Origin of the sequence: Anaerolentibacter hominis (genome assembly GCF_032380675.1) — a bacterium.
Lineage (GTDB): Bacteria > Bacillota > Clostridia > Lachnospirales > Lachnospiraceae > Anaerolentibacter > Anaerolentibacter hominis.
On the sequence record NZ_JAWDIX010000001.1, the window covers coordinates 1,907,921 to 1,933,553 of the forward strand.

General features: G+C 50.3%; 23 protein-coding genes and 1 other annotated feature. Of the genes, 8 read left to right on the forward strand and 15 right to left on the reverse strand.

Annotated features, from left to right (window positions below; translation table 11 throughout):
- Window positions 1-5 precede the first annotated feature (5 nt).
- The 8 genes from ABCW47_RS08900 to ABCW47_RS08935 form a co-directional block, all read right to left on the reverse strand.
- Complete coding sequence (locus tag ABCW47_RS08900) at window positions 6-926, reverse strand: glycine betaine ABC transporter substrate-binding protein (protein WP_343209501.1); 921 nt, start codon at window positions 924-926, stop codon at window positions 6-8.
- A gap of 37 nt (window positions 927-963) precedes the next feature.
- On the reverse strand, window positions 964-1,605 hold the full coding sequence (locus tag ABCW47_RS08905) for an ABC transporter permease (protein WP_343209502.1): 642 nt from the start codon (window positions 1,603-1,605) through the stop codon (window positions 964-966).
- An 18-nt stretch (window positions 1,606-1,623) separates the two neighbouring features.
- On the reverse strand, window positions 1,624-2,235 hold the full coding sequence (locus ABCW47_RS08910; protein ID WP_343209503.1) for a pyridoxamine 5'-phosphate oxidase family protein: 612 nt from the start codon (window positions 2,233-2,235) through the stop codon (window positions 1,624-1,626).
- Between the two features lie 194 nt (window positions 2,236-2,429).
- A complete protein-coding gene (locus tag ABCW47_RS08915; protein WP_343209504.1) occupies window positions 2,430-3,857 on the reverse strand; it encodes a carboxylesterase/lipase family protein in 1,428 nt (475 codons plus the stop codon).
- A 213-nt stretch (window positions 3,858-4,070) separates the two neighbouring features.
- On the reverse strand, window positions 4,071-6,722 hold the full coding sequence (locus ABCW47_RS08920; RefSeq protein WP_343209505.1) for an ABC transporter permease: 2,652 nt from the start codon (window positions 6,720-6,722) through the stop codon (window positions 4,071-4,073).
- Window positions 6,712-7,422, reverse strand: coding sequence for an ABC transporter ATP-binding protein (locus tag ABCW47_RS08925; RefSeq protein ID WP_343209506.1), 711 nt, complete (start codon window positions 7,420-7,422; stop codon window positions 6,712-6,714). The genes ABCW47_RS08920 and ABCW47_RS08925 overlap by 11 nt, the downstream gene beginning before the upstream one ends.
- Window positions 7,423-7,735: 313 nt before the next feature.
- On the reverse strand, window positions 7,736-8,659 hold the full coding sequence (locus ABCW47_RS08930) for a sensor histidine kinase (RefSeq protein WP_343209507.1): 924 nt from the start codon (window positions 8,657-8,659) through the stop codon (window positions 7,736-7,738).
- Between the two features lie 14 nt (window positions 8,660-8,673).
- Window positions 8,674-9,360: a response regulator transcription factor gene (locus ABCW47_RS08935; RefSeq protein WP_343209509.1), complete on the reverse strand. Its 687-nt coding sequence runs from the start codon at window positions 9,358-9,360 to the stop codon at window positions 8,674-8,676.
- 234 nt (window positions 9,361-9,594) lie between these two features.
- Window positions 9,595-9,861 (forward strand) — a binding site (T-box leader).
- A 61-nt stretch (window positions 9,862-9,922) separates the two neighbouring features.
- On the opposite strand from ABCW47_RS08935, the gene ilvB reads away from it, so the two are divergent.
- Together ilvB and ilvN are read left to right on the forward strand one after the other, a co-directional pair.
- Entirely contained in the window at window positions 9,923-11,650 is a 1,728-nt protein-coding gene (gene ilvB, locus ABCW47_RS08940; RefSeq protein ID WP_343209510.1) for a biosynthetic-type acetolactate synthase large subunit, read from the forward strand.
- 11 nt (window positions 11,651-11,661) lie between these two features.
- Entirely contained in the window at window positions 11,662-12,162 is a 501-nt protein-coding gene (gene ilvN / locus ABCW47_RS08945; RefSeq protein ID WP_343209511.1) for an acetolactate synthase small subunit, read from the forward strand.
- 38 nt (window positions 12,163-12,200) lie between these two features.
- Here ilvN and recA read toward each other — a convergent pair whose 3' ends face one another.
- From recA to ABCW47_RS08960, 3 genes are read right to left on the reverse strand one after another with little or no spacing between them, the layout of a single operon-like run.
- Window positions 12,201-13,235 (reverse strand): recombinase RecA, encoded by a 1,035-nt coding sequence (recA, locus tag ABCW47_RS08950; protein WP_343209512.1) that lies wholly within the window; start codon window positions 13,233-13,235, stop codon window positions 12,201-12,203.
- 49 nt (window positions 13,236-13,284) lie between these two features.
- On the reverse strand, window positions 13,285-13,704 hold the full coding sequence (locus ABCW47_RS08955; protein ID WP_343209513.1) for a hypothetical protein: 420 nt from the start codon (window positions 13,702-13,704) through the stop codon (window positions 13,285-13,287).
- Complete coding sequence (locus tag ABCW47_RS08960) at window positions 13,704-14,009, reverse strand: hypothetical protein (protein ID WP_343209514.1); 306 nt, start codon at window positions 14,007-14,009, stop codon at window positions 13,704-13,706. Before ABCW47_RS08960 ends, ABCW47_RS08955 begins: the two co-directional genes overlap by 1 nt.
- Before the next feature lie 242 nt (window positions 14,010-14,251).
- Between ABCW47_RS08960 and ABCW47_RS08965 the strand changes: the two genes are divergently transcribed.
- Window positions 14,252-14,455: a helix-turn-helix transcriptional regulator gene (locus tag ABCW47_RS08965; RefSeq protein ID WP_343209515.1), complete on the forward strand. Its 204-nt coding sequence runs from the start codon at window positions 14,252-14,254 to the stop codon at window positions 14,453-14,455.
- Window positions 14,452-14,898 carry a hypothetical protein gene (locus ABCW47_RS08970; RefSeq protein ID WP_343209516.1) on the forward strand — a complete coding sequence of 149 codons (447 nt, stop codon included), beginning with the start codon at window positions 14,452-14,454 and terminating at the stop codon, window positions 14,896-14,898. The genes ABCW47_RS08965 and ABCW47_RS08970 overlap by 4 nt, the downstream gene beginning before the upstream one ends.
- A gap of 1 nt (window position 14,899) precedes the next feature.
- Here the strand turns inward: ABCW47_RS08970 and ABCW47_RS08975 are convergent, their stop codons facing one another.
- Together ABCW47_RS08975 and ABCW47_RS08980 are read right to left on the reverse strand one after the other, a co-directional pair.
- On the reverse strand, window positions 14,900-15,421 hold the full coding sequence (locus ABCW47_RS08975; RefSeq protein WP_343209517.1) for a phosphatase PAP2 family protein: 522 nt from the start codon (window positions 15,419-15,421) through the stop codon (window positions 14,900-14,902).
- A gap of 55 nt (window positions 15,422-15,476) precedes the next feature.
- Window positions 15,477-15,935, reverse strand: a complete 459-nt coding sequence (locus tag ABCW47_RS08980; protein WP_343209623.1) for an Lrp/AsnC family transcriptional regulator — start codon at window positions 15,933-15,935, stop codon at window positions 15,477-15,479.
- A gap of 164 nt (window positions 15,936-16,099) precedes the next feature.
- Here ABCW47_RS08980 and ABCW47_RS08985 point away from each other — a divergent pair, with 164 nt between their 5' ends.
- From ABCW47_RS08985 to trxB, 3 genes are all read left to right on the forward strand, one after another.
- Window positions 16,100-17,476 carry an MATE family efflux transporter gene (locus ABCW47_RS08985; protein ID WP_343209518.1) on the forward strand — a complete coding sequence of 459 codons (1,377 nt, stop codon included), beginning with the start codon at window positions 16,100-16,102 and terminating at the stop codon, window positions 17,474-17,476.
- 259 nt (window positions 17,477-17,735) lie between these two features.
- The gene (gene trxA, locus ABCW47_RS08990; RefSeq protein ID WP_343209519.1) at window positions 17,736-18,056 is read left to right on the forward strand and encodes a thioredoxin; all 321 of its coding nucleotides are present in this window, start codon (window positions 17,736-17,738) and stop codon (window positions 18,054-18,056) included.
- A 43-nt stretch (window positions 18,057-18,099) separates the two neighbouring features.
- Window positions 18,100-19,017, forward strand: a complete 918-nt coding sequence (gene trxB, locus ABCW47_RS08995; protein ID WP_343209520.1) for a thioredoxin-disulfide reductase — start codon at window positions 18,100-18,102, stop codon at window positions 19,015-19,017.
- Window positions 19,018-19,067: 50 nt separating this feature from the next.
- Here trxB and ABCW47_RS09000 read toward each other — a convergent pair whose 3' ends face one another.
- Entirely contained in the window at window positions 19,068-20,876 is a 1,809-nt protein-coding gene (locus ABCW47_RS09000; protein ID WP_343209521.1) for a diguanylate cyclase domain-containing protein, read from the reverse strand.
- A 217-nt stretch (window positions 20,877-21,093) separates the two neighbouring features.
- On the opposite strand from ABCW47_RS09000, the gene ABCW47_RS09005 reads away from it, so the two are divergent.
- On the forward strand, window positions 21,094-22,557 hold the full coding sequence (locus ABCW47_RS09005) for a GntR family transcriptional regulator (RefSeq protein WP_343209522.1): 1,464 nt from the start codon (window positions 21,094-21,096) through the stop codon (window positions 22,555-22,557).
- Window positions 22,558-22,619: 62 nt separating this feature from the next.
- On the opposite strand, the gene ABCW47_RS09010 is transcribed toward ABCW47_RS09005, so the two are convergent.
- A complete protein-coding gene (locus tag ABCW47_RS09010) occupies window positions 22,620-25,424 on the reverse strand; it encodes a PAS domain-containing hybrid sensor histidine kinase/response regulator (RefSeq protein WP_343209523.1) in 2,805 nt (934 codons plus the stop codon).
- Window positions 25,425-25,633: the final 209 nt, after the last annotated feature.

The window sequence follows — 25,633 nt, forward strand, 5'->3', positions numbered from 1 at the left end:
CTCCGCTATTCAGCAAAAATCTGGTCCTTGATCGTCCCGTAAAACTCTTCTGCCACTTCATCCGCTTCCTGCTTCTCCACATCAACCTTGGCATTCAGGGCGGTCACATTTTCCGTTGTGAGAAGGGCGCTGACTTTATTCAGCAGATCCTCGATTTCCGGATATTCGTCCAACACATTCTGGCGGACCACCGGTGCCAGATTATAGGGCGGCCACAGCTGCTTATCATCTACCAGCAGCGTAAATTCCGGCTGCACCAGCTGCCCCTCCGTCGTATAGGCAGGCGCCACATCCGCCTCATCATTTAACAGCAGGGAATATTTTAAGCCATTGCTGTATACTTTAGAAGACTTCCATTCAAAAGGGCCGTACAGCTTTTCCAGCCCTTTCATGCCGTCCTCTCTCTCGTCAAATTCCCCCTGGGATGCAAACCGAAGGGCGGAGGCATTTTTCTGCACATCGGAAATGGTAGTGATTCCCAGCCGTTCGGCGGTCTCTGTCCGGATGACCAGGCCCTGGCCGTCATTGGCGGCGGAATAGTCAAGCCACACCAGGTCAAACTGCTTCTTATATTCATCCTTTACCGTGTCATACACTTTCTGTGCGTCTGTCATGACATCCATTTTCAGGATGGAAAGCAGACCAGTCCCCGTGTACTCTGGATACAAGTCGATCTCATCATTTACAAGGGAAGTGTGGATGATGGAGCCGGCAATGTTTTCAATGACTTCCACCTCATAGCCCGCATCCTCCAGCGCGCTGGCATAAACCCGGCCGATAATGACATTTTCGGTAAAATCTTTAGTACCCAGCCGAATTACATGTTTGTCTTCTTTCTTTCCGCAGCCTGAAAGCCCCAGCCCCAGCAGCATAACCAGCACAAGCGCAAGACAGGCCGCACGTTTTCTCTTCCACATTTTTTTCATTACAATTACTCTCTTTCCGACGGCGTATCCCGTCTCTCTATTTCTGAACCCGGTACCTGACAATTTTCTTCTGGACCGCTCCCAGCATCACGCCCGCCAAAATGGACAATACCGCCACAGAGCCGCCGCCGATCAGCAGCAGATCGGTCCTGTTTAAGCCAAGGCCCGTAAATATAATGGTGCCCAGTCCCCCGCCTCCGATGTAGGCAGCCAGAGTAGCGCTGGCGATAATCTCCACAAATGCCGACTTCGCGCCTGTAAAAATGGAAGGAAATGACATCGGCACCCGCACCTTCCAGAAGACCTGCCGCCTGGTCATCCCCAGGCTTTTTGCCGTCTCCAGCATAAAGTCCGGCACTTCCTCATAGCCCACAGCCGTATTCATGAGAACCGGCGGGACAGCCAGCAGGATCAGGGCTGTCATGGCAGGTATCTGTCCTGTCCCCATAATAGGAATCAGAAGGATCAGAACCGCCAGGCTCGGCACAATTTTAAGTACCTGGAAAAAACCGCTGACCCAGGTACCTGCCCGTTTTCTCGCCGCACAAAAAAATCCCAGAGGTATCCCGATGAGCAGAGCGGCTGCAAGGGTCAGCAGGCTGATCCGGATATGCGCGCCCAGAGCGGCGAGATAGGCCCCCATATTCGAAGTAAAATAGGCAACAATCTGATCCCACATAATAGAATCTCCTTTTCTTTAACCGGCAGCAGCTACTGCCTTAACAGGACAAACCTCAGCACACAGGCCGCAGTGCAGACAGTGACCCTGGAGTATCCGATACGGTTCTCCCTCTCTAATACATTTCTGAGGACAGACATTCAGGCATGTTCCGCAGCCGGTACAGGCTCCGGTGATCTGAAAGCCTTTCACCGTCAGGGTATGTCCACCGAAGGAAAATGGTTCCCTCTCGATCGGGCTTTTTCCCAGGTCAAACAACTCGCCTTCCCCTTCATAAAGGGAAAACACATCCAGTATATAACGGCTGTCCCCCGGATACACCTCATTCATCACAGGGTTTTCCGCAAAGACACGCTCCAACAGGCTCTGATCTTCCCTTCGGACTTTGCCCCACAGACGCACGGTACAGCAGGCTTCATTCATGCCAGTCACCGCCGCCTCTTTCGTCTCCGTCAGTTCTTTATAGAAATCTTTCCCTCTTGCGGTAACAAAATACAGCTTTTCTGGTTCAATAAACATAACATCTATCACTCTCACCCGGGGATGTCCCTCCTGGTCCACCGTGGCAAATGCAACACTTTTTACATCCCGCAGCAGCCCAAAACAGCTTTCTATCTTTGTTTTATCCATAGCGACGCCTCCCTTTTCTTTATACCCATTATACCTATAATATCTCTTTTGTTAAGTACGCACTTTGGGGAAACTAAGCTGCCCGCCGGAAAGAAAGAGGACATCTGCCGGAAAAAGACGTAACCGCTAGGTTGTAGAAATAACCATGAAAAGCCGGCTTTTCTTCGTGACAAAGCCGGCTTCTTCTATATTTTTTACTGGTACGCTCCGTCAGGAAAGTCTGAAAAAGCGTCCTCTGCTTCTAATTTCTGCTGTCTGCACACAGCGTCTAGCATCATTATGTAACGGCTTTCGGGCCGCGAAGGATACCACTCCGGCACTGTGCTGCCGCCCGGAGCTCCCGTGGCAATAAACTGAATGTACAAATCCTCCATAACAGCCTGCAGCGCCCTCGCTTCTTTTTCCTCCTCTCCAAAAAGGCCGGGATTGTCCCTAAAATACCGTCCCGTAAGAAATCTCAGATCCAGAGAATGTTTCGCCGGCGGATACTCAAAACTGTATTCCCACACCGTTTCTCCCCGTTCCGCCAGAATCCCTGCCAGCCGCTGCGCATGTGTCCGGTACATATAGTCAGAGAGAATCCGTATCCACAGCAGGCTCCGCTCTTCCCCGGACAGGTCTTTTCCCTCCGACTCCCTCTCATAAGTCCGACGGGCATACACTGCGTTTTCTCCGAAGAGTGCCTCCGCAATTGAATCCGCCTTCTGAAGAAATGCCGGGTTCTGCTTCATCTTAATGCACTCCCACCGGTTGGCGCCGATTACCGCGCGTCCCTTCCATCCCTGCTCCGACCGGATCTGCTTCTGCCAGTCCAGAGGGATATTGTGCCCGTCCGCGACCGGTCCGAAAAAACAGGTGGAGCCGGCTCTGGCGCAAAAACTGTTCTGTGCCAGCAGCAGAGTCCTTGCAGGCAGTTTCAGCAGTTCACCGGCTTCTTTAATGCCCAGCACCCTGAGATACTCTTTTGCCACTTTAGATGCGGTCTTTGCAGAACGCACTGTCTGGATGCCCCCGCTGGATAAAACCGCCTGATGAAACAGCTCTCTGGAATGTGGGGAGAGCATCATGGACGCAACCGACTTCGCGCCGGCCGAATTGCCAATGAGCGTCAAACGCTCCGGGTCCCCGCCAAAAGCCGCAATATTCTTCTTCACCCATTTTAAGGCCGCAATCTGGTCCAGAAGCCCCAGATTTCCAGTATCCCCGTATTCCTCGCCCAGCCTGCCGCCCAGATATAAATAGCCCAGTATTCCTGTCCGGTAGCCGATGGAGACATAGACAATATTCTTCTGTTTCTCCGCCAGGATGCGGCTCATATCCTCATAATTATTCCCATTCTGGAAGGAGCCGCCGTGTACCTCCACCGCCACCGGCAGCTTCCCGTCCAAATCCGGGGTAATGATATTCAGGTTCTGGCAGTCCTCCGAACCGATGACCTCGTCTCCCTTTCCCTGCATGGCGCAGGGGCCGAAGTGTTCTGCCCGGCAGATGCCCTGCCAGGAGCTCTCCGCCGGCCGTTTAAACCGCTCCGCCTTCCCATAGGGTATTCCTCTGAATTCCCACAGTCCCTGCCGCCTGAGGCCGGTCAGACTGCCGGAGCTGGTCTCTATCACCCTCTCCATGATATGTTCTCCTTCCGCCGTTCTTTTTATCTGGCAATATGATATCCGCGCGGGGCGATGTGCACTCCGCGCAGTTGTACAAGCCCTTCGGACTTGCACGCTTCTGATGACATTATATCATATTAGCGCCGGACAAAGGAATACATACCTCGAGTCATGCAACGTCAAGTTTAACCGGCTCTGCTCCTATGGGGCAGCCCCTCCGGTCTTGTATTATTCCCTCAGCCGGTCCACTATGCTCTCCCGGTTCATGCGGGAATAGAGGAACACTGGAACCAGCACCGCGATAACCGCGAACACGGGCAGGCAAACCAGAATCGGCAGCAGGGTAAAACGATAGACAAACCAGCGCATGATCTCCTGGAAGGACCGGAATATAACAAGGCTCAGCAGCGTTCCCAGGCTCAGGCTTAACAGCGCGGTAAAGCCGATATAGTAAAATCCTTCCAGACAGAGCATTTTCTTTTGCTGCCGGTCTGTCATGCCGATACTCTTTAACATGGCAAGCTCCCGCTTTCTGGATAGTATGCCGGTAAATACTGCGTTAACGTAGTTTAATATTCCCACCAGTCCGACCACGGCACACAGAGCGCCTCCCACGATCCAGAACATTCCCACTATCCCGGCGAATTCCTTTCTCAGGCTGTCCCTGGACCTGAATTCCATACCAGGATTTACGGAAGTTGTATAGTTTTCCAGTGCCGCGGCAACAGAAGCTTCCCTGGAATCTTCTACCTCAAAACACCCCAGATAGGTCTGATACCCGCTCACCTTGCTCATCTGCACCAGGTCCTCCTTCGGAACGACGACGGTGATTCCCGGGGTTCCTCCCATGTAGGAGACCAGACCCTCTTCCAATTCCACCACTGCCATAACCTCATATTCTTTGGCGGGCAGCTCCGACGGGGCAGGTTCCTTCTTATTGATACCCAGATCTATCTCCTTTCCTGTACTCCCGTCATAAACTGCCTCCTTCTCGTACTGATCTTCCTTATCATAATAATTTAACGTAATTTTATCTCCCGGCCGGTGATAGGCACTTTTCCCTTCCTTTGTTTTCAGTTTTGCCGCTTCCAGCACATAGCCGCCTTCTTTGAATTTTTCCAGATCCAGCTCTCCCTCCAGGACAGTAATCTGTTCCAGAAGATAATCATCGAAGGCCAGCCGTGTTTCATAGAGTTTGTGGTCATCGCCCAGCACTGCTTCATATGCCTGCTTCAGCCCCTGGGGAGAGCTGGATAAAAATCCGTTTTCTAATGCGTTTTTCAGGCTGCTTTGTCCCCTCTCATCCAGATAATGGGTGAAGAATCCTACATATCCTTTTCCTTCTCTCTCCACTCCCTCCAAGCCAGCCGCATACTGATAGTAGTCCTCCGGCACCTCGATCTCTCCCATCCCATAATTATGGAAGAAATCCGTCGTTCCTATATTGATATCCCCTTTCATCATCTCATCCAGATAACGCTCCATGGAGAAACCGGTTGCCAGCGTATAGACCACCAGCAGCAGGATCATAGACAGCGTCATGGAGGCAATCACCGCGGCCGTTTTTTTCTTGTTTCTGGAAAGGTTCTCCAGAGCCAGCCTTCCGATTTTCGCTCCATGTACTCTTTTTCCGGCCCGGCCCGGTTTGCCTCCGGCGGCTTCCACATATTTTACCGCCTCCACCGGTGAAACCGACGCCGCAATCCGGCCTGGCCTGCGGCAGCTGATCCAGACCGTCAGCATGGAAAATACTGTGGCTCCCAGAAAAATCCAGGGATTTGCGCTGAATCCATTTCCGTACGTACCGGAAACGGCGCGCATCAGCACAGGGGTCAGTTTTAAACCCAGCAGCCAGCCGGCCAACAGTCCGATGGGGATTCCCACCATAGAAAGAAAAAATGCCTGTCTGCGGATCAGGGAGCGGATCTGCCGTCCCGTTGTCCCAATGGTTTTTAAGAGTCCGTAAAAGCGGATGTCATTCACAATGGAGATGCGGAAAATATTATAGATCACCAGATACCCGGTAAATCCGATCAGCAGAAAGACAATGCCCACCCCCAGAAAGAAGATAGGGTCCGCCCCTTCTGTCTTGGTGGAAAGATACGCCCAGTTCACACCGATCTGAATTTCATTATCCTGGAATCCACATTCTCTTAAGACTTCCTTCGCATTTTCTTCGATCCCGCTGCTTTCTGAGAAAAAGACATTGGCCTGGATCAGCCCTTCCCCGTTGCTTTTGCCGTTATCCGCCAGCTGTTTTCTCTCCTGTTCCGGAACCCTTGAACAGATTTCTTCCACATATTCCTTCGAGAGATACACCTGAGAAGCCCCCAGAATCGGGTCTCCCTCATAGATCCCGCATACGGTAAATTCATCACTGATCTGATTTCCCAGAAATGTATAGGCAAGTGTAAGCTTTGTCCCTATTTCATGGGGAAGTCCCAGCATATCCAGGACAATAGTATCCACCAGAATATCCATCTTCCCCTCAGGCAGGGTTCCTGTTTCCGGTGTGCGAAAGCCCCACTGGATATCATCCGGTTCGCCGTAGCGTATCTCCGTACTGCGCTTTGCCAGCTCCGGATTGTCCGCCTCACCCAGAAGGACCTCATAACTGATCTTTTTAATACGGCCATTTTCCCGGATACGGTCATACTGCTCGCCTGTCAGATCCTTAAATCCCGCGTGGGCACTGGTCCCTATCTGACGCATAGTTTCCTGCTCCATGGAAGACATCATGCCAAATCCCATGGTAAGCACAGAGGTGAAAAGAACCGTCGTCAGCACAATCGCCAGGATAATAAAGAGATTGCGGGCTTTATTCTCTCTCCTGCTCCTGGCCGACAGCCGGCGGACGGCCTTTTTATTATTATTCTTCATGGCCGTCACCGCCTCTTCCCGCCGTCTCTTCCCGGCCCGCAGCCAGACGCCCGTCCTCCATATGCAGAATCCGGTCACAGAGCTGGGCCAGGGATTCATTGTGGGTAATCATTACAATCGTCTGGTTAAATGTTCTGCCGGTGGTTTTTAACAGTCCCATCACCTCGGCCGAGGTCCTGGAATCCAGATTTCCCGTTGGCTCGTCTGCCAGGATAATAGCAGGTTTAGCCGCCAGAGCCCGTGCAATCGCCACCCGCTGCTGCTGGCCGCCGGACAGCTGGCCCGGAAGGGCGTATTTTTTCTCTTTCAGTCCCAGAACAGACAGAATATCATCTATAAAATCCATATCAATCCTGCCGCCGTCCAGTTCAACAGGCAGAAGAATATTTTCTATCACATTCAGAATCGGCACCAGATTATACTGCTGGAACACAAAGCCGATATTTCTTCTCCGAAAGATCGTCAGTTCCTCGTCCTTCAATCCGGAGAGCCTGATTCCCCGGACCGTTACTTCTCCCTCCGTGGGACAGTCCAGACCTCCCAGCATATTCAGCAGAGTGGATTTCCCGCTGCCGGAAGTTCCCACAATCGCGGCAAATTCCCCCTCTTCAATCTGGAGGTCAACGCCGTCCAGCGCCTTTACCTGGTTTTCTCCCGTGCCGTAATATTTTTTCAGGTTTTGTACCGTTACAATTGTCATGTCAGCCACCTCGTTTTTCCCCGGGCTCCAGTGCCGGGATGTTTATTCCTGACCGTCAGCCCATCTGGACCGGGCCGGCTGTTTCAGGTTAATTTAGATCCTAACATCCATTTCTGACACCCGCCTGACCGTACATCCCGGATTTCTTACAGCTCTGTCAGAATCTTGTGTAAAAGAACTGCGCGGATAAGTCAGGAAACTCAGAAAAATTCCTGGGTAATAAAAGATAAGCATCCCGGCTTACCGGGATGCTTACCGCGGACGAACACAGGGCACGCAGCACGTACCTTCTTACTCTTTCTCTGACCGCACGCTATTTTCCCGCTCTGGGCAGCATAACAAAGAAAGTGCTTCCGGCCCCTCCGGATTCTACCGCCGCATATCCGCCCTCCCTGGACAGGATCAGCTGGGTTAAATACAGTCCCAGCCCGGACCCGGGCACAGTTTTGCCATTTTCTCCCCGGTAAAACCGTTTGAAAATCTTCGTGTAGTCCTCTTTTTCAATTCCCGGCCCCCAATCCCTGATTTCAATCCGCACAAACAGTTCCAGCGGCTGTACCCGAATGTTTACCGGCTTTCCCGCCGGCGAATATTTCAGGGCATTTTCCAGGATATTCATAATCGCTTCTGCCGTCCACCGCCGATTGTGAACTACGGTAATATCCTGAAATTCTTCCGTCTGTATCTCTATTTCTCTGCGCTGTCCTATGTCATAGACTCCCGCCACCGCGTCGGCCAGTGTCTGCTTCAGCCCCAGGGGCTCCGCCTGAAACGTAATCGCTCCGGTTTCCAGCCTGGATATTTTCACCAGCTGGGATAACAGCCACTGCATTTTCTCCGCCTGGTCGTGAATCCGGTCCGCGAATTCCAGCTGCTCTTCCCTTGTGAGCGTTTCCTCCCTCAAAAGCTCCGTCTCCAGACAGATACCGGCCAGCGGCGTTTTCAGCTGATGGGATATATCCCCGATCAGCCCCTTGACTGCTTCCCGCTCCGCTTCCCCGGCCCGGTTTGCACTCTGCAGGCTGTTAAAAGCCCTCTCTGTCATCGAGCTCAGCTTATCCTCTCTGGTATCCTCAAGCATTTTGTCCCGGTCCGGCACACCGCCGCTTAATATTACATTCAGCCGTTCTTCCAGCCTGTCGTAGGAATTCTCTATCTTTCTTCTGTAACGGACACAGACGGCAGCACTGCACAGAGCTGCCAAAAGCCCCGCGCCACCAATCAGATATTCTATCATCTCAGTCTCACACCTCAGTTTTTCTCGTAAAACAGATAGCCCATCCCGTGTATAGTTTTAATATAGTCCGGGTTGGAAGGGTCGTTCTCCAGCTTTCTGCGCAGCCTGGAAATCGTGACCATCAGGGTGTTTTCTTCCACAAAGTTTCCCTTTTCATCCCAAAGCCGGGAGAGCAGCTGTTCCTTCAAAAGGACCTGTCCCTTATTTTCCATCAGGTATTTTAAAAGCCGGTACTCCGTTGTGCTTAGGGTAATCTCACAGCCATCTTTCTCAGCCCGCATCTGCTCCGGATACAGAGTAATCCCTCCCGCCCGGAGAGTAAACTCCCTCTTCTCCTCCTTTTCCCGGAAGATCCTCTCTATCCTGGCTTTTAACACCGCCAGAGAAAACGGTTTTTTCACATAGTCGTTCGCCCCGGATTCCAGTCCCAGGATCTCATCGGTCTCCATATCTCTTGCCGTAAGCATAAGAATCGGCAGGGTGGATTCTTCTCTCACCCTCCTGCAGAAATCCAGGCCATCCCCATCGGGAAAGTTCAAATCCAGCAGGATCATGTCCGGGGCTTCTTCCCGGTACAGCCGCCAGCCCCTCGCAACGGTATCACAGGATATGACATGGCAGCCGTCCCGTTCCAGAAAAAAACAGATACCCCGGTTTAACCCGGCGTCATCTTCCATAACAAGAATCTTTCTTTCCTTCATCGCGGCCGTCCTCCTTACGCATCTTTCTGCTTTTTTCAGTGTACCAGCTTTTTCTGGATTTCACAACGCTTTGCCGCGCGGGCTTTCTGTCAGATTCTGTCATCCTGCCGCGGTTTTTCAAAGCGTCGCAGGCTTAGGAATACCCCTTGATTCTTTTTAACACACCGGTAAAGATAAAATTTTACTATTGACAAATTCTTTCCTTTCTGGTTATACTCTTTTCAACATCAAAATCGAAATGCGGTGACAAGGAGGAGTACATACTTGCCGATATCCCAGAGAGAAGATGGCCGGTGCGAATCTTTATGGAGGAAGTATGGAAGTAGCCTTTGAGCAGTGAACTGAACGAGAGTAATCTTTAGTAGACTTCAACGTGATTTTCCGACGTTACACGGAAAGCAGTATCGGTCTGTCTGTAAGCAGATAGGCTCTGTATTGACGGAGAGCAGAGAATACATTCTCTGAATTTAGGTGGTAACACGGATTCTATTCGCCCTAAGCGTTTTGGCTTAGGGCGTTTTTTTCGGAGAAACGCGCCGCAGTAAAACAGGAGGGAAAGCAAATGAAACAAATTACAGGTGCAGAATTATTTGTCAAAGCATTGAAAGAAGAAAATGTCGATATCCTCTTCGGCTATCCGGGAGGCCAGGCCATCGACTTGTTCGACGCCCTTTACGGACAGGATGATATCCAGGTAGTCCTTCCCAGACACGAGCAGGCTTTGGTGCACGCTGCGGACGGCTATGCCCGTTCCACGGGAAAAGTGGGCGTCTGTCTCGTGACCAGCGGTCCCGGCGCTACAAACATCGTAACCGGTATTGCCACGGCCAACTATGACAGCGTTCCCCTCGTCTGCTTTACCGGCCAGGTTCCCACCAGTCTGATCGGCAACGACGCCTTTCAGGAGGTGGATATCGTGGGTATCACCCGGAGTATCTGCAAGCACTCCATCACCGTGCGGGACAGAAAAGATCTGGGACGTATTATAAAGGAAGCGTTTTTTATTGCCAGGACCGGCAAGCCGGGCCCTGTTGTAGTAGACCTTCCCAAGGATATTCAGCAGGCCATGGGCAGCGACGAATATCCCGCTGAAGTTAATATCCGCAGCTATAAGCCCAGCACCAGCGTTCACGAAGGGCAGCTGAAAAAAGCCCTTAAGATGCTGGAGCGGGCCAAACGTCCGGTCTTCCTCATTGGCGGCGGCGTTAATATCTCCCATGCCAATGCCGCGATGACCCGGCTGGCGGAGCTGACCCATATCCCGGTTGTCACAACTATCATGGGAAAGGGAGCGATCCCTTCCGATCATCCGCTCTATGTGGGTAATCTGGGTATTCACGGCAATTATGCCTCCAACACGGCCATCAGCGAATGTGATGTCCTGTTCTCCATCGGCACCCGCTTCAACGACCGGATTACCGGTAAAATCAGCGAGTTCGCCAGAGGGGCCAAGATCATACACATCGACATTGATACTGCTTCCATTTCCCGCAATATCGTGGTAGACATCCCCATCGTTGCGGACGCCAAGGTAGCCATCGACAAGATGCTGGAACTTGGCACTGCGCTGGATACGGACAGCTGGCTGGAAAAAATAAATGGCTGGAAGAAGGAGCATCCCCTCACCATGGAACGGTATGAGGGCCTTACCCCGGAGAAAATCATCCGGAAAATCAATGAGCTGTTTCCCCAGTGCATCGTCGCTACCGACGTGGGACAGAACCAGCTCTGGACTACCCAGTATCTGGAATTGACCAAGGGGAAACGTCTTCTCACCTCCGGCGGTCTGGGCACCATGGGGTACGGTTTCCCCGCGGCCATCGGCGCCAAATTCGGCAATCCGGACACACCGGTAATCTGTATTTCCGGTGACGGCGGAATGCAGATGAACGTTCAGGAAATGGCCACCGCGGTTGTGAACGAGCTGCCGGTTATCATCTGTGTGCTGAACAATTCCTACCTGGGAAATGTGCGCCAGTGGCAGGAAATGTTTTTCGGCGGGCGCTATTCCAGCACCTGTTTAAAATACCGCAAAAACTGTTCCCATGACTGCAGCAATCCGGATAAATGCTGTCCAAAATATGTGCCTGACTTTATCAAGCTTACAGAGAGCTATGAGGCTCTCGGCATCCGTGTGGAGTCGGAAGAAGAATTGGAGCCGGCATTCCGGCGGGCAATGGAAAATAAGTGCGGCCCCACTCTGATCGAATTTATCATCGACCCGGCTGAAAACGTATCCCCGATGGTACCAGGCGGCCATGCACTGAATGATATGATAATGGATTGCTAAGGAGGACAGATATGAAAAAGAGATGGATTTCACTATATGTTGAAAATGAGATAGGTGTACTTGCTAAAATTGCCGGGCTGTTTTCCAGCAAATCCTATAACCTGGACAGTCTGACCGTGGGTGAGACGGAAGATCCCACCGTTTCCCGGATAACCATCGGCCTCACCAGCGATGATATTACCTTTGAGCAGATCAAAAAACAGTTAAACCGCAGTGTTTCCATTATTAAAGTAATCGATATCACTGATCTTCCGGTTCACCGGAAAGAAATTATGTTCATCAAGGTAAAGGGCTGTACCTCCCATGAAAAAACCGAATTATTCCGGATTGCCCAGGTATTCAGCGTCCGGATCGCCGATTATGGCAAAACCAACGTTTTATTGGAGTGTGTACAGACCGAGTGGAAAAACAATGATTTAATTGCCCTGTTAAAGCAGAGTTTCTCCGGCCGTATGGAAGTCGTCCGAGGCGGCAGCGTAGCCGTGGAGGCTATCAGTACCCAGGACGATTAATGGAAGGATATACGTAAAGAAATGCCTTAGGCCGCGGCCTAAGGCATTTCCTCTTTATCCTGTTCCATTATTTCTTTGCTCTGTAAGTGATACTGTTCTCTCACTCTGCTCTCCACTTCCGCCATCACAGCCGGATGTTCGTTCAGATACACTTTCGCGCCCTCCCTTCCCTGCGCCATCCTTTCGTTTCCGTAGGCATACCAGGAGCCGCTCTTATTTATAATGCCGGTTTCCGCAGCCAGATCCAGGATATCTCCCTCTCTGGAGATCCCTTCCCCGTACAGTATATCGAACTCAGCCAATTTAAAGGGCGGCGCTATCTTATTCTTCACCACCTTCACCCGTGTCCGGCTTCCGATACGTTCCCCGGCATTTTTAATCACGTCGATTCTTCTCACATCCAGCCGCACGGATGCATAGAACTTTAAGGCATTTCCCCCTGTCGTCACCTCCGGATTGCCAAACATGATACCAATCTTCTCCCTCAGCTGATTGATAAATATGACAATACAGCCGGACTTGCTCACCACCGGCGTCAGCTTGCGCATAGCCTGTGACATTAATCTGGCCTGGAGGCCGATATGGCTGTCCCCCATATCCCCGTCGATCTCCGCTCTTGGAACCAGAGCCGCCACGGAATCAATTACCACGATATCCACCGCCCCGGACCGTACCAGCAATTCTGCGATGTCCAGTGCCTGCTCCCCGGAATCCGGCTGGGAAATATATAATTCGTCTGTATTCACACCAATCTGTTTGGCATAAGCAGGGTCCAGAGCATGTTCCGCGTCAATAAATGCGGCAATACCGCCTGCTTTCTGGGTCTGTGCAATCATGTGCAGGGACACTGTGGTTTTTCCACTGGACTCCGGTCCATAGATTTCCACTACCCTGCCTCTGGGTATGCCGCCCAGCCCCAAGGCAATATCCAGGCTCAGAGAACCGGTAGGAACAACCTCCATCTCTTTCCAGACGGCAGCAGTATCCCCCATCCGCATCAACGCCCCTCTGCCAAACTCTTTCTCAATTTTCTGCACTGCCGCGTCAAGTGCTGCTTTCTTCTTCTTATCCATTCCGTTCTATCTCCATTCCCGCCAAGCCGTCCGCGGCACTTCGTCCGGATCACCCCGCGAAAATTTCGTTCCCATCCGTTTCTTGTGCCAGCTGCTCAATACGTTTCCTGATTTCCTTCTGCTTCTCTTTCTCCCGCCGTTCCCTCTCCGCCTTTTCTCTGGCCGTCTTTCGCCGCCGCTTTAACTGTTCCAGATGCTCATTCTTCCGCTCCTGGTCCAGGCGTTCGTACTCCAGCCGCCTCTGCTGATCCTCTCTTCTTTTATTCTCCCGCACCGCTTCTAAATCAGCATTGACTTTGCTCTGAAGCTTGTCATCCTCAAATGTAATGTATTGTTCAAAGGCCCCTGGATATTGAAAAACTTTCTCGCATGGCTCCGTCCCGAACCGGACCTTGATATAACAGCCGCGGGATTCTACTATTGTACCGGTTCCATATTTTCTGTGTATTACCATCTGGCCAACCATCATTACACTCCCCTTTCATCAAATTCTATTTTAATCGTAGAAATACAGCCGGTAATGCTGGCCTTTTTCTCCTCCAGGAATTCCGGTACCTCAATACAGGAAGCCGGAGTTATGGCCACCTCAAATACCTCGCTTTTTTTCCCGGCGGCCGCTTTTAACGGTGCCTTTTCGTCCGACAGATATAAAACGCTCCGGTTTGCCCATGCTCCGTATATCTTCTTGTTCTTTCTGCGCAGATTATATTCTCTCGGAAGCTGCAGTCTGAGAAAACGTACTTCCGATTGAGTTTCTCCAATTACAAACATCATTTTCTCCTTCTCTGCCTCATTTTGTTCCAAACTTTAGTTTTATTTTAACATTTCTATCTCTTTGATGTAAGTCGTTTTTGTATCTTTGTCACAATTCACAATCTATAGCGCAAATAAATTTGTGCATAATGCATAATTTTCCCTGCATTCTTATTCCAACAGAAAGTGTGCTTGACATTACATCCGACCTGCTGTAAAATCATAGATGTAAAGTAAGCTTGACATCAAAGGGGTGATACGATTTGAAAAACAGACTGGAATACATTCGGAAAGAGCACGGAATCAGACAGGAAGAACTGGCAGCGGCCCTGGAAGTTTCCCGCCAGACGATCAGTTCTCTGGAAAACGGGAGATATAACCCTTCCATTCTGCTGGCTTTCAAGATTGCCCGCTATTTTCATATGACGGTAGAAGATATCTTTATCTATGAGGAGGACGCGAAATGAAAAAATCAATGTTATATACCGGAATCGGCTACACGCTGGCCGGCCTGTTATTTATCATCCTGGCCGTGGCCACAGAAACCAGGCTGGATGCTCTGCTGTGGGGATTCGGCGGAGCGGGAATCGGTCCGGGTCTGATGATGATCTGGAAGTATCTGTACTGGACCAGGCCTGGAAAGCGGGAAGAGTACGAGAGCCGCTTGAAGACAGAACGGATCGACCTGAGAGACGAAAGAAAGATCATGCTCCGGGACAAAAGCGGACGCATTACCTACGTCATTATGACAGGGGTCTACTGCCTTCTCATTTTGGCCGCTTCCATTGTAAATGTTCTGGGCTATCTCAGACCCTTCTCTACCTATCTGGTCTACATTCTGACCTTTCTTCTGCTGTTTCAGTTTCTCTGCGGTCTGTTCGTCTTCCATAAACTGGACAGCAAACTGTAAGCTATCCCAGCTGCCGCCGTCTCTTTATCCCCTTGATCAGAAAGACGGCGGCAAGCGCCGAAAGGATTCCAAGCGCTGCTCCCGCCAGCACATCCGTGGGGAAATGAACAAATAAATACATTCGGGAAAAGCCAATCAGGGAGGCCAGCACCAGAGCCGGAATACCCAGCTTTTTGTCGTAGAGAAAGAGCGCCATAGCCGCTGCAAAAGAGGCCGATGTGTGCCCCGAGGGGAAAGAATAGTCCCCAGGGTTAGCGATCAGCAGCTGGATACCCGTATCAATCCAGCATGGACGGCTCCTGGCCACCAGATTTTTTAAGATTATATTGCCCGCAAGAAAGGAAAAAAACAGGGAGGTCCCCATAGCCGCACCGTATTCTCTGTATTTCTTTGTATATAAAAACACCAGTGCCAGGCAGATCCACAGGATTCCGCTGTCGGCCAGACGGGACAGATTTACCATAATCACGTCCAGCACCGGATGATGCAGGTTCTGAATTACGTAAAGCAGATCCATTTCCATTTTTTTCTCTTCTCTCCCCTAAATCATATTTCATATTCTTACAGCGCCGCCGATTTTAAAGACGCAGTCCCTTAATATCTTTAATACGTGATAATATCATGTTACAGCTGCTGTTTAAGACCCCAGGAAGAGGGTCAATCACATCCTCGATCAGACGTTCCATTTCCTCCCCGGAGGCGGCGACCGCGTGGACATGCAGCTTGCTCCTGCCGGTAACACGGTAAATCTGGGTAATAATCTCATTCTTCAGCAGTATTTCCGTCACCTGGGCAAATGCGGCGGGTGTTGTTTCGATCTCGAAATAGCAGGATACGGCTCCGCTTATCTTCTGCGGATTTACAATAGCCGTATACTCTTCTATAATGCCTCTCTTTTCCAGCGACTGAATCCGCATCTTAACCGCCACCCGTGATATACCTACCTGCTGTCCAATTTCCGAGTATGACATGCGCGCGTTCTCAATTAAAAGCTGTACAATCTTCTGATCCAGTTCATCCAGTCCTTCCAGAAACATCTCAGCACCTCTTTCATCCATTCTGTCCGGTTTCCCATTTTTCTTATATCCATTATAAAGCTCTTTTCATAAAATGCAATCCAATACTTGACATATGAATGCAGCGCCGATATAATTGTTTCGAATCGTAATATCAAACTTACATATAGAAAGTGAGAGCCGTAATGAGGGGAGATTTGACTCGGGGTCCGGTCATGAAGACCATGCTGCTGTTTGCAGCGCCCATGATATTGGGAAATCTATTACAACAGTGCTACAACGTAGCCGATACTTTAATTGTAGGTCGTTTTCTGGGGGCGGACGCTCTGGCTGCCGTCGGTTCGGCATTTGCTCTGATGACCTTTCTCACCTCGATACTGCTGGGCCTGTGCATGGGAAGCGGCGCAGTATTTTCCATCCGGTTCGGGAAGCGGGATTGGGACGGGCTAAAGGAAAGTATTTATACTTCTTTTCTGCTGATCGCAGTGTTCAATATTCTTCTGAACGTCTTGGCTTTCTCCGGTATAAACTGGATTTTAAATCTGCTTCGGATACCCGAAGAGATTCATGGGATGATGAAGGACTATCTTGTGGTTATTTTCTGCGGGATTACCGCCGTTTTTCTCTATAACTTTTTTGCCAGCCTGCTGCGGGCCATCGGTAATTCCCTGGTTCCTCTTCTTTTTCTGGCAATCTCCGCCGTCCTTAATATTATTCTGGACCTCTGGTTTGTGGTGGGTCTTGACCGGGGTGTCACCGGCGCAGCCGAGGCGACTGTCATTGCCCAGTTTGTTTCCGGCATCGGAATCGCGTTTTATACATGGATGAAATTCCCAGAGCTGCGGATTCAGAAGCGCCATTGTCATATCAGTTCCGCCTGCCTGAAGGAAATCTCCGGTTTTTCCGTCCTGACCTGCGTCCAGCAGTCGACTATGAATCTGGGTATTCTCATGGTTCAGGGCCTGGTCAACAGCTTTGGCACAACCGTGATGGCTGCTTTTGCCGTGGCTGTCAAGATTGATTCCTTTGCCTACATGCCGGTGCAGGACTTCGGCAACGCCTTCTCCTCCTTTATCGCCCAGAATTACGGGGCAGGCAGGGAAGACCGTATCCGCGAGGGCTTAAAGGGGGCGATCCGTACCTCTCTCCTCTTCTGTCTGGCTGTCTCCGCGGCTATATGGATCTTTGCCCGTCCTCTGATGCTCCTGTTTGTCAAGGAAGGAGAAACACAAATCATCGCGGAGGGAATCCGTTATCTGCATATTGAAGGCGCCTTCTACTGCGGGATCGGCTGTCTCTTCCTGCTGTACGGCCTATACCGTGCACTGGGCAAACCTGGAATGTCCGTTGTACTGACGATTCTGTCTCTGGGAACGAGAGTACTTCTGGCCTATCTTCTCTCCTCCATCCCGTCCGTGGGTGTTGCGGGGATCTGGTGGTCCGTCCCCATTGGTTGGTTCCTGGCGGACGCCGTCGGCCTGTCCTATTTAAAGCTTCATTTCCGGCGTACGTTCGGGAAGAAAACGGCTGTTCCGGAAGAAACCCCTGCAGCCTCAGGCTGACCCCGCCGCTTATACCGGCAGAATTTTGTACCGCTTTATAAAAAGCTTGTCTTTGGCAGTTGATCCGGCAGCAGCCGGCATCTGTCGAAGGCAGGCTTTATTTTTTTAAAAGCCTTGACAATCCAAACTGCAACTAATATAATAACAGTATAAACTGTTACTAATTTTATAACAGAATGTATTTTTCAAACCAGAGCAGGACTCAATTCATATCGAATTCTGCTTCATTCCAATTTATATATCACAGGAGGTAATGATTATGGCAGTACAGACGATAAACAATAATTTTAACGAGCTTATTTCCCAGTCATCCACACCGGTCCTCGTCGACTTCTGGGCTCCCTGGTGCGGCTATTGCCGCCGCCTGTCCCCCGCCGTTGACCGTCTGGAACAGGAATATGAGGGTAAACTTACCGTAGCCAAACTAAATATAGATGAAGCGCCGGATATCGCAGAGCAATATGGTGTGGATACCATTCCTACCCTGATCCTCTTTAAACAGGGGACGGCAGTAAGCTTTACCATCAATCCGGAATCCCAGGACGCCATCGAGAGCTGGCTGACCGATAATAACATTTAACCGCAATATACACAGACGGCGGTCAGGCAAGGAGGTACTCTTTATGAAACAGAATTCTTATGATGTGGCAATTATCGGAGGCGGTCCCGGCGGTTACACCGCCGCTCTTTACTGTGCCAGAAGCGGACTCTCCGTCATCGTACTGGAGAAGCTGTCTCCCGGCGGGCAGATGGCAACCACCGGGCAGGTGGATAATTACCCTGGATTTGACCAGGGGATTGATGGTTTTGAGCTGGGTGAACGGATGCAGAAAAGTGCGGAACGTTTCGGCGCAGAAACCGCGTTTGTCAACGTCACGGCGGTAAATCTTACCGGAGAAATGAAAGAAATCACAACATCCAGGGGAATCGTATCAGCCCGGGCGGTAGTGCTGGCTACCGGAGCTTCTCCCAGGGAACTTGGTCTGCCGGAAGAAAAAAGCCTGCGCGGACGGGGAGTTGCCTACTGCGCTACCTGTGACGGCATGATGTATAGAGGAAAGACGGTGGTTATTGTGGGAGGCGGCAACAGCGCGGCTGCCGATGCACTCACCCTGTCCAAAATCTGTAAGAAGGTTTATCTGGTCCACCGCCGTGATACCCTGAGAGCCTCCAACGTTTATCTGGATCCCTTGCTAAAAAGCGGTGTGGAGCTTATCCTGGACAGCCAGGTGTCAGAAATTCTCCATGATAAGAAAGTAACCGGCGTGGTAATAAAGCATAAAGATGGATCTTCCTCCGAGCTAGCCTGCGATGGTGTCTTCGTGGCCGTTGGCCGTATTCCGGACACCGGTTTGTTTCAGGGCCAGGTCGGGATGGATGAACAGGGCTATCTGATCGCCGACGAGACTACCAGAACCAATCTTCCCGGCGTCTTTGCCGTGGGGGATGTACGCACAAAGCCGCTGCGCCAGATAGTAACTGCCGCCGCAGACGGAGCGGTATCTTCCAGATACGCGGAAGAATATTTGGCCGGAACATGAAAACGGACATAGAAAAAGTGCCGCAGGGCGCTTTTTCTATGTCCGTTTCTTTAATCCTCATTCAGCCGTTTATACTCTGTAATATCAAAGCACGTCAGCAGGTAGGCATCACTTCCGTCCCACTTGATCGGTGCCCCCTTTGTCCTGGTCCAAACATCATACCGGCTGTTGTATAATTCTCCTGCGCCCCCGTTAAGAGGACAATTCTCACATGGACATTCTCTGTCAAAAAAAGCTTTATAACAGGTCATCCCTGGTTTCGCGCCGGGGTCCAGCATCCGTGTTTTATAATTCAGATAAAGTAATTCATAGCTGCCTTTTTCCACAGCATAAATATAGGCATCCTGGGTGTCTAAAATCGTGTTGAGCCGGACTGCCAGTTCCTGATCATGTCTGCCCGCCCGCCTCTTGAGCAGAAAAGTGGACAGCAGCTGAGATATGAGGGTCAAAACACCGATTTCCTCCTTAGTCCACATTCTCGTCCCCGTACACTCGTCAAACCCCACAAAACCATGAAAGATACCGTCCTCCTGAATGGCACACTGAAGGGTAGAGCGGATGCCCTGCTTTTCAAACAGTTTTGCCTGCACCGGTGTCAGCGAGCGGATATCCCGGCAATAAAACACTGCATTATGCTTGAATAAATCCCGGTAACCGTCTACTTCTTCATAGGGAAAATGCTGCAGAAAATCTTTCTGGGGTTCGATTCCCTCATTACACCACTCATAGGTGTTGTCGCAATATTTGTTATCCTCCGTATTTTCAAATACATATGCCCGGCTTACGTCAAACCGCTTCCCCACAATTTCCATGATCAAAGCAATGACACGTTCGATATCACTGGTATCATAGAGGACCTGAAACACATAGCTGATCAGATCTCCCGCCGTTCCCATATTCCGCTGGTCGGAATCAATGGCGGCGCCCAGGGCAGAATAACCGATCTGATCTACGGATACCGCTTGCTCTCTGTCAAAGACAACAAATCTGTTTTTGCCCAGACTCTTTGCCTTATACAAAGCCAGATCAGCACAGTGGTATAAACTTTGAAAGTCTGCCCCATCCTCCGGATAGACCGCCACCCCCGCGCTGCAGGTTACTTCCACAGGCCTCTTTCCCTGCTTAAACAGACTTTCAAACAGCTCCAGCAGCTGGGCCGCCTTTTTCACCGCCGTCTCTCTGGAAGGGATATTCCTCAGAAGAATGGCAAATTCGTCCCCGCCGATCCGCCCGACCACATCGCTCTGGCGTGTACACCTTTTCATTCCTGCGGCAAGCTCCGATAACACGGCATCTCCAAACAAATGTCCCTGCTTGTCGTTTACTCCCTTAAAATTATCCGTATCAATCATGAGCAGGGCGCACATCTGCTCCGGCCGCTCTTCCAGCTGCCTGCAGATCAGACGCTCCGTCTCATCCCGGTTATACAGGCCTGTCAGCGCGTCTCTCTCCGCCCTCTTTTGCAGTTCCTCTCTGGCATTCTGGGAATCGGTTATATCCAGTATAACCCCCATAAACCAGGTTCCTCTGTCTTCGTCCCGGAATATCTGCCCATTTTCCATCACCCATTTGCAGGTTCCATCCTTGCATATAACCCGGTATTGAAGTTCTGTCTTATCCCCTCTGCTCAACTGGCTGGCTATCGTTTCCCGTACCGCATCCCGGTCGTCAGGGTGGATCATTTCCATATAATGATTATGAAACCGCTCCCTGATCTCCTCTTCCTGAAAACCAAACAGTTCTGCAAATCCCTGATTTACTTCCAGTATGGTAAATTCTTCATCATAGAAGGACTGCCGCACCCCGCCTGGTATGCTGTTAAGCAGTGTCAGATATTCACGGCTGTGTTCATTTTGCATGTTCATCCTTCTTCCTTTCCCCTATCATTACCTTTTGGCACTGTCACCCCGCAATGTCTTCCTTGTTCATATTCATATTATTTAACAGTATAGCAGAGCAGCTCCAATATCGCAACCAAACAGGAAGAATCTGGCCTCCGAACATAGCAATAACGATACAAAAATGTTATAATAAATTGTATTTATCCCTATTTATTGCTCTGCAGGAGGTGTGGAATTGGAAAATCAAATAGAAGTTCAGCAGGTTATATATACCGTCCTGAAAACACAGATACAATTCGGAACCTATCGTTTTGGTGAACGGCTGCCGACCATTGAGCACGCCTCCTCCTTATTTTATGTCTCCTGTGATACTATCCGGCATGCCTACTGGCGCTTGAGGAAGGAAGGCTATGTTACCATATCCAAAAAAGCCGGTGTAAAAATAAAAGTTCATTACTCCGAACAGGACAGAGAACAGCACATACAGGCATTTTTTGCCCCGCGAAGAGAAGCTCTCCTTGATTTAAGCCGCTCGATGAAGCCTTTGTTTGGTCAGGCGCAGTGGCTGGCATTTCGCAGTGCTTCTCCGGAATTGTTGGATAAGATTGAGTGTCTGGCACAGGAAAAGGCTCTCCCTCCATCGGGTGCCATGATCAGGCAGCTTCAGCTTATCTACGGCAACCTGGGCAATGATCTGCTCATGCGTCTTGTCTGGCAGATATTTATGTACTATCAGGCACCGTTTTTAAGTCTCCCGGATTCTGTTTGCTATTTTGCCGGCAGCGAAGGCAATCCGCTTCTCTCCATGATCGCACAGTGCCGCCTGGGCGACTGGACAGGGCTCCGGTGTGCCATAGACGAATTCCAGGGGCAGTTTGCCTCTGCGGTCAGCCTTCTTTTTGACAGGAGGATCACCACCGTATCTTCTGACAAGCAGGAAGTATTTGCATGGAGCGCATACAAAAAGGCCTCCCAGATGTGTTATTCCCTTGCGATGAATATAATGATCGGCATCAGCCGGGGGACTTATCCGGCTGAAACTTACCTTCCCCCTTTGGCAAAACTGGCACAGGAGAACCAGGTTTCCGTCAGCACGATCCGACGGACACTCTCCATATTAAATCAAATCGGAGCAGTGGAGTCCATCAATGGGGTAGGCACAAAGGTTCTTTCCCTTCAGGAGATTGCCGGCCGCTGCGACTATTCCAGTCCCGCTGTGAAAAGGCGGATATCCAACCAGATACAAAGTCATCACATCCTGACGTTATCCTGCAAAGAAGCGGCAGAGCTAACATTAGTATCTATGTCCACGGCTGAGTTCGACCGGCTGAAAGAACGATTGCTGCTCCACCAGGAGCACCACAGATATGAACTGGCCGTTTACGGTGTCCTGGAGGTCATCACTCATTATGCGCCCTGTCGGACGCTTCGAATCGTGTACAAGGAGCTGTTTCAGCAGTTGTTGTGGGGATACCCTCTGAGAGCCAGCCAGTCTCCCGAAAGCCTGGAATCATATTATAAGTCCAGACTTTCCAGTCTTCTTGACTGTCTGAACCGCCGTGATATTACAGGCTTTGCTTCTGAGCTGGAAGAGGTCTTGCTTTATGACTATAAATTTGTGACGGAGCAGTCCCTGAAACAGGGGCTTGCACAGATTCCCAAAATCTTACCGGTCCGCAGTGCCGCAGAAAACGTATAAAGACAAGCACCGTCTCCGCACATGCGGAGACGGTGCTTATTTACTGTCCAACCGGCTGACAGTTACTTCATCCATTTAAGTAATGTTTCCATCAAAAGCTTTACATCAATCGGCTTTGCAATATGATCATTCATACCCGCGCTTCGGGCCTTCCCCACATCGCTGGTAAAGGCATTGGCTGTCAGAGCGAGAATGGGAACTGACCGGGAATCATCCCTTTTTAGTGACCGGATGGCAGCCGTGGCGTCGTAACCGTTCATAACCGGCATCTGAATATCCATCAACACAGCATCATACTCCCCCGGTGCAGATGCCGCAAATTGTTCCACCGCTTCTTTGCCGTTTACCGCTGTATCCACATGAATTCCCTGCATGCTGAGCAATTCCGCCGCAATCTCCCGGTTCAGGTCATTATCCTCCACCAGAAGCACGTGCCGGCCCTGCAGCCTGGAATGCTGATTCATTTCCGGGATCGGGGCATATTTCATACTGCTGCCGGTTGTAAATGTCTGCAGAATATGCAGTAATTTGGATTTAAACAAAGGCTTTGTTATAAATGCATCTGCTCCGGCGCGGAGAAAATCAGCTTTGATCGCAGAATAATCATACGCCGATATAATAATTATCGGAACATGGATGTCAGCCTGTCTGCGAATGGCTTTTACCGTTTCAAGGCCGTCTTTGTCCGGCATTTTCCAGTCCAGTATGACAGCATAAAAGTCATTTTCTTCCTCATGTGCTTTCGCTATCCGTTCAACCGCCTCTGTGCCCGACAGCACCCAGAAGCTCTGAATACCCATTTCGTTTAACGCTATGGCAGCGCTTTCGCATACGATCTGGTCGTCATCCACAATCAGCACTGGTTTCCCCGTCAGGAGCCGGTTATCCAGGCTCTCCTCCTCCTGCAGCGCAAGAGGAACCGAAACGGTAAAACGGCTTCCCTGGCCCTCATAGCTTTTTACCTCAATCGTACCGTTCATCATACGGACCACATTTTCCGTGATCGCCATACCCAGACCGGTACCCTGAATTTTACTGATGCGGGTATCTTCCGCCCTGGAAAACGGCTCAAATATATGGGGCAGAAATTCGGCAGCCATTCCCACTCCATTATCTTCCATAATAAATTCATACTGCCCTTTTTGAGGGTTCGCAGAAAGAAGCTCGTTAATCTGCAGACTTATCCTGCCCTTTTCCGGCGTATATTTAATGGCATTGGACATAAGATTCATCAAAACTTGGCGCAGCCTGTCTCCATCCGCGACCACCTTTTCATGCCGTACCGTCCCTGCACTGATATCAAATTGCTGCTGTTTCTCTTCTATCAGGGGCCTGCACATGTCTACCACACTCTGAATAAGCTGGGAAAGATCGATATTTTCCGGGACAAGATCTATCTTACCGCTCTCTATTTTCGACATATCCAGTACTTCATTGATCAGGCTGAGCAGATGCCGGCTGGATACATTAATCTTATTCAGGCAGTCTTCCACCTTCTCCTCCGAATGAAGATTCGCCTGAGCGATAGCTGTCATCCCCATTATCGCGTTCATCGGCGTACGGATATCATGGGACATGGAGGAGAGAAAATTCGTCTTCGCAGAGCTTGCAACCCTGGCCGCCCGGTATGCTTCCTCCAGCGCCTGCCGCTGCCGCTCCTGCTCCTTACGGTCCTGCGTCACATCAATCCCCACACTGTAGAACGAAGAGAGGCCGTCCCAGCTGTCCTCCCCTCTTACATAGCTGAAGGTCATCGTCAGTATCTTGATATCGCCTCTTCTGGTTACAATCCTGGCCTCCGCAATCGTGTCTCTGCCGGCTTCTTTTGAACCTTCCATAACGCTGATCACACGGTCGACATCATCCGGATGTATATAGCCGCACTTGCAGTCCAGCTCCTTCTCAAACTCCTCCTTCGTATAGCCGATCAGGTCCAGAAATCCGCCTCCATACCAGAGAATCGTCCGCATATCGCGGGCATCAACCCGGGCAAATCCACCTGGAATGGTACGGATAATCGCCTCTCTCTCCCGGTCCTTCTTCGCCAGTTTATATTCCGCGCTGTACATATCATGGGACAGTTCTATCCTGGCTCTGTGTCCGTACCAGTTAATAACACGGTTTTTTATCATAAAGGTCCGTTCCAGATTAGGATTGTAAAATTCCCATTCATAAAACTCTTCTTCTGTTATCCTGTCATTGGTGCAAAAAGGACATGGAGTCGTCCGGCCCTGTATTACTTCATAACACTTACGCCCCAGAATATCTGAACGCCTGAGTCGTGTAATTTCATAAAGAGCATCCGCCGCCGTGTGATTTAAATAGAGAAGTTCATAGCTGTTCATATCACAAATATAAATGTTACCTGCGTACTCTTCCATCATCCATTCAAAATACCTGGACTTTTCGCTCTGTAAATTGTGCTGTTCTTCTCTCAGCTTTATCTCATTGCTGATATCGGTATGTACCGCATAGCATACGGGCAAACCGTTTATTCTTTCTTCTGTAACATTGCCGGAGACACGCATCCACAAATCGTGTCCTTCTTCCACAGGGAAAGGGACCGTCACGGCAAATCCCTCCTGTCCCGGCTTCATTGAATCCATCACGCCTGTTTTGATCACAGCAAACGCATCCGGCCTGTCCGCATAATAATCCTTCCAGGCAGGAAAGCGCTCCGCAAATTCTTCCCTGGTATAGCCCGTTTTCCGGTAAAAAGATTCATTGGCCCACAGGAGAGTAAGCTCCTTATCCGGCAGATAGCAAAGTATTCCCATATTCGACTTCCCAAACATCCGGTTATACTCATGTGCAATCCGGGAATTCAAACAATGATTTAAATGCCCTGCATCGTACTGCTGTTCCATATATTTTCTCTCCTTTGCCAACAGGATCTTTATATCGCAACCTTGTTCACATACAATTTATTATAGACTGGATACGGTATAAAAGCAAGCGAAAGCCCTGTGAATTTTTTGTTAACGAAAGAAATATCATTTTCTGCAAATTCATACCGCAGCGACATATTTTATCAAAAAACCGCCGGCCGGAAACCGGCTGACGGTTAAGAACCAGA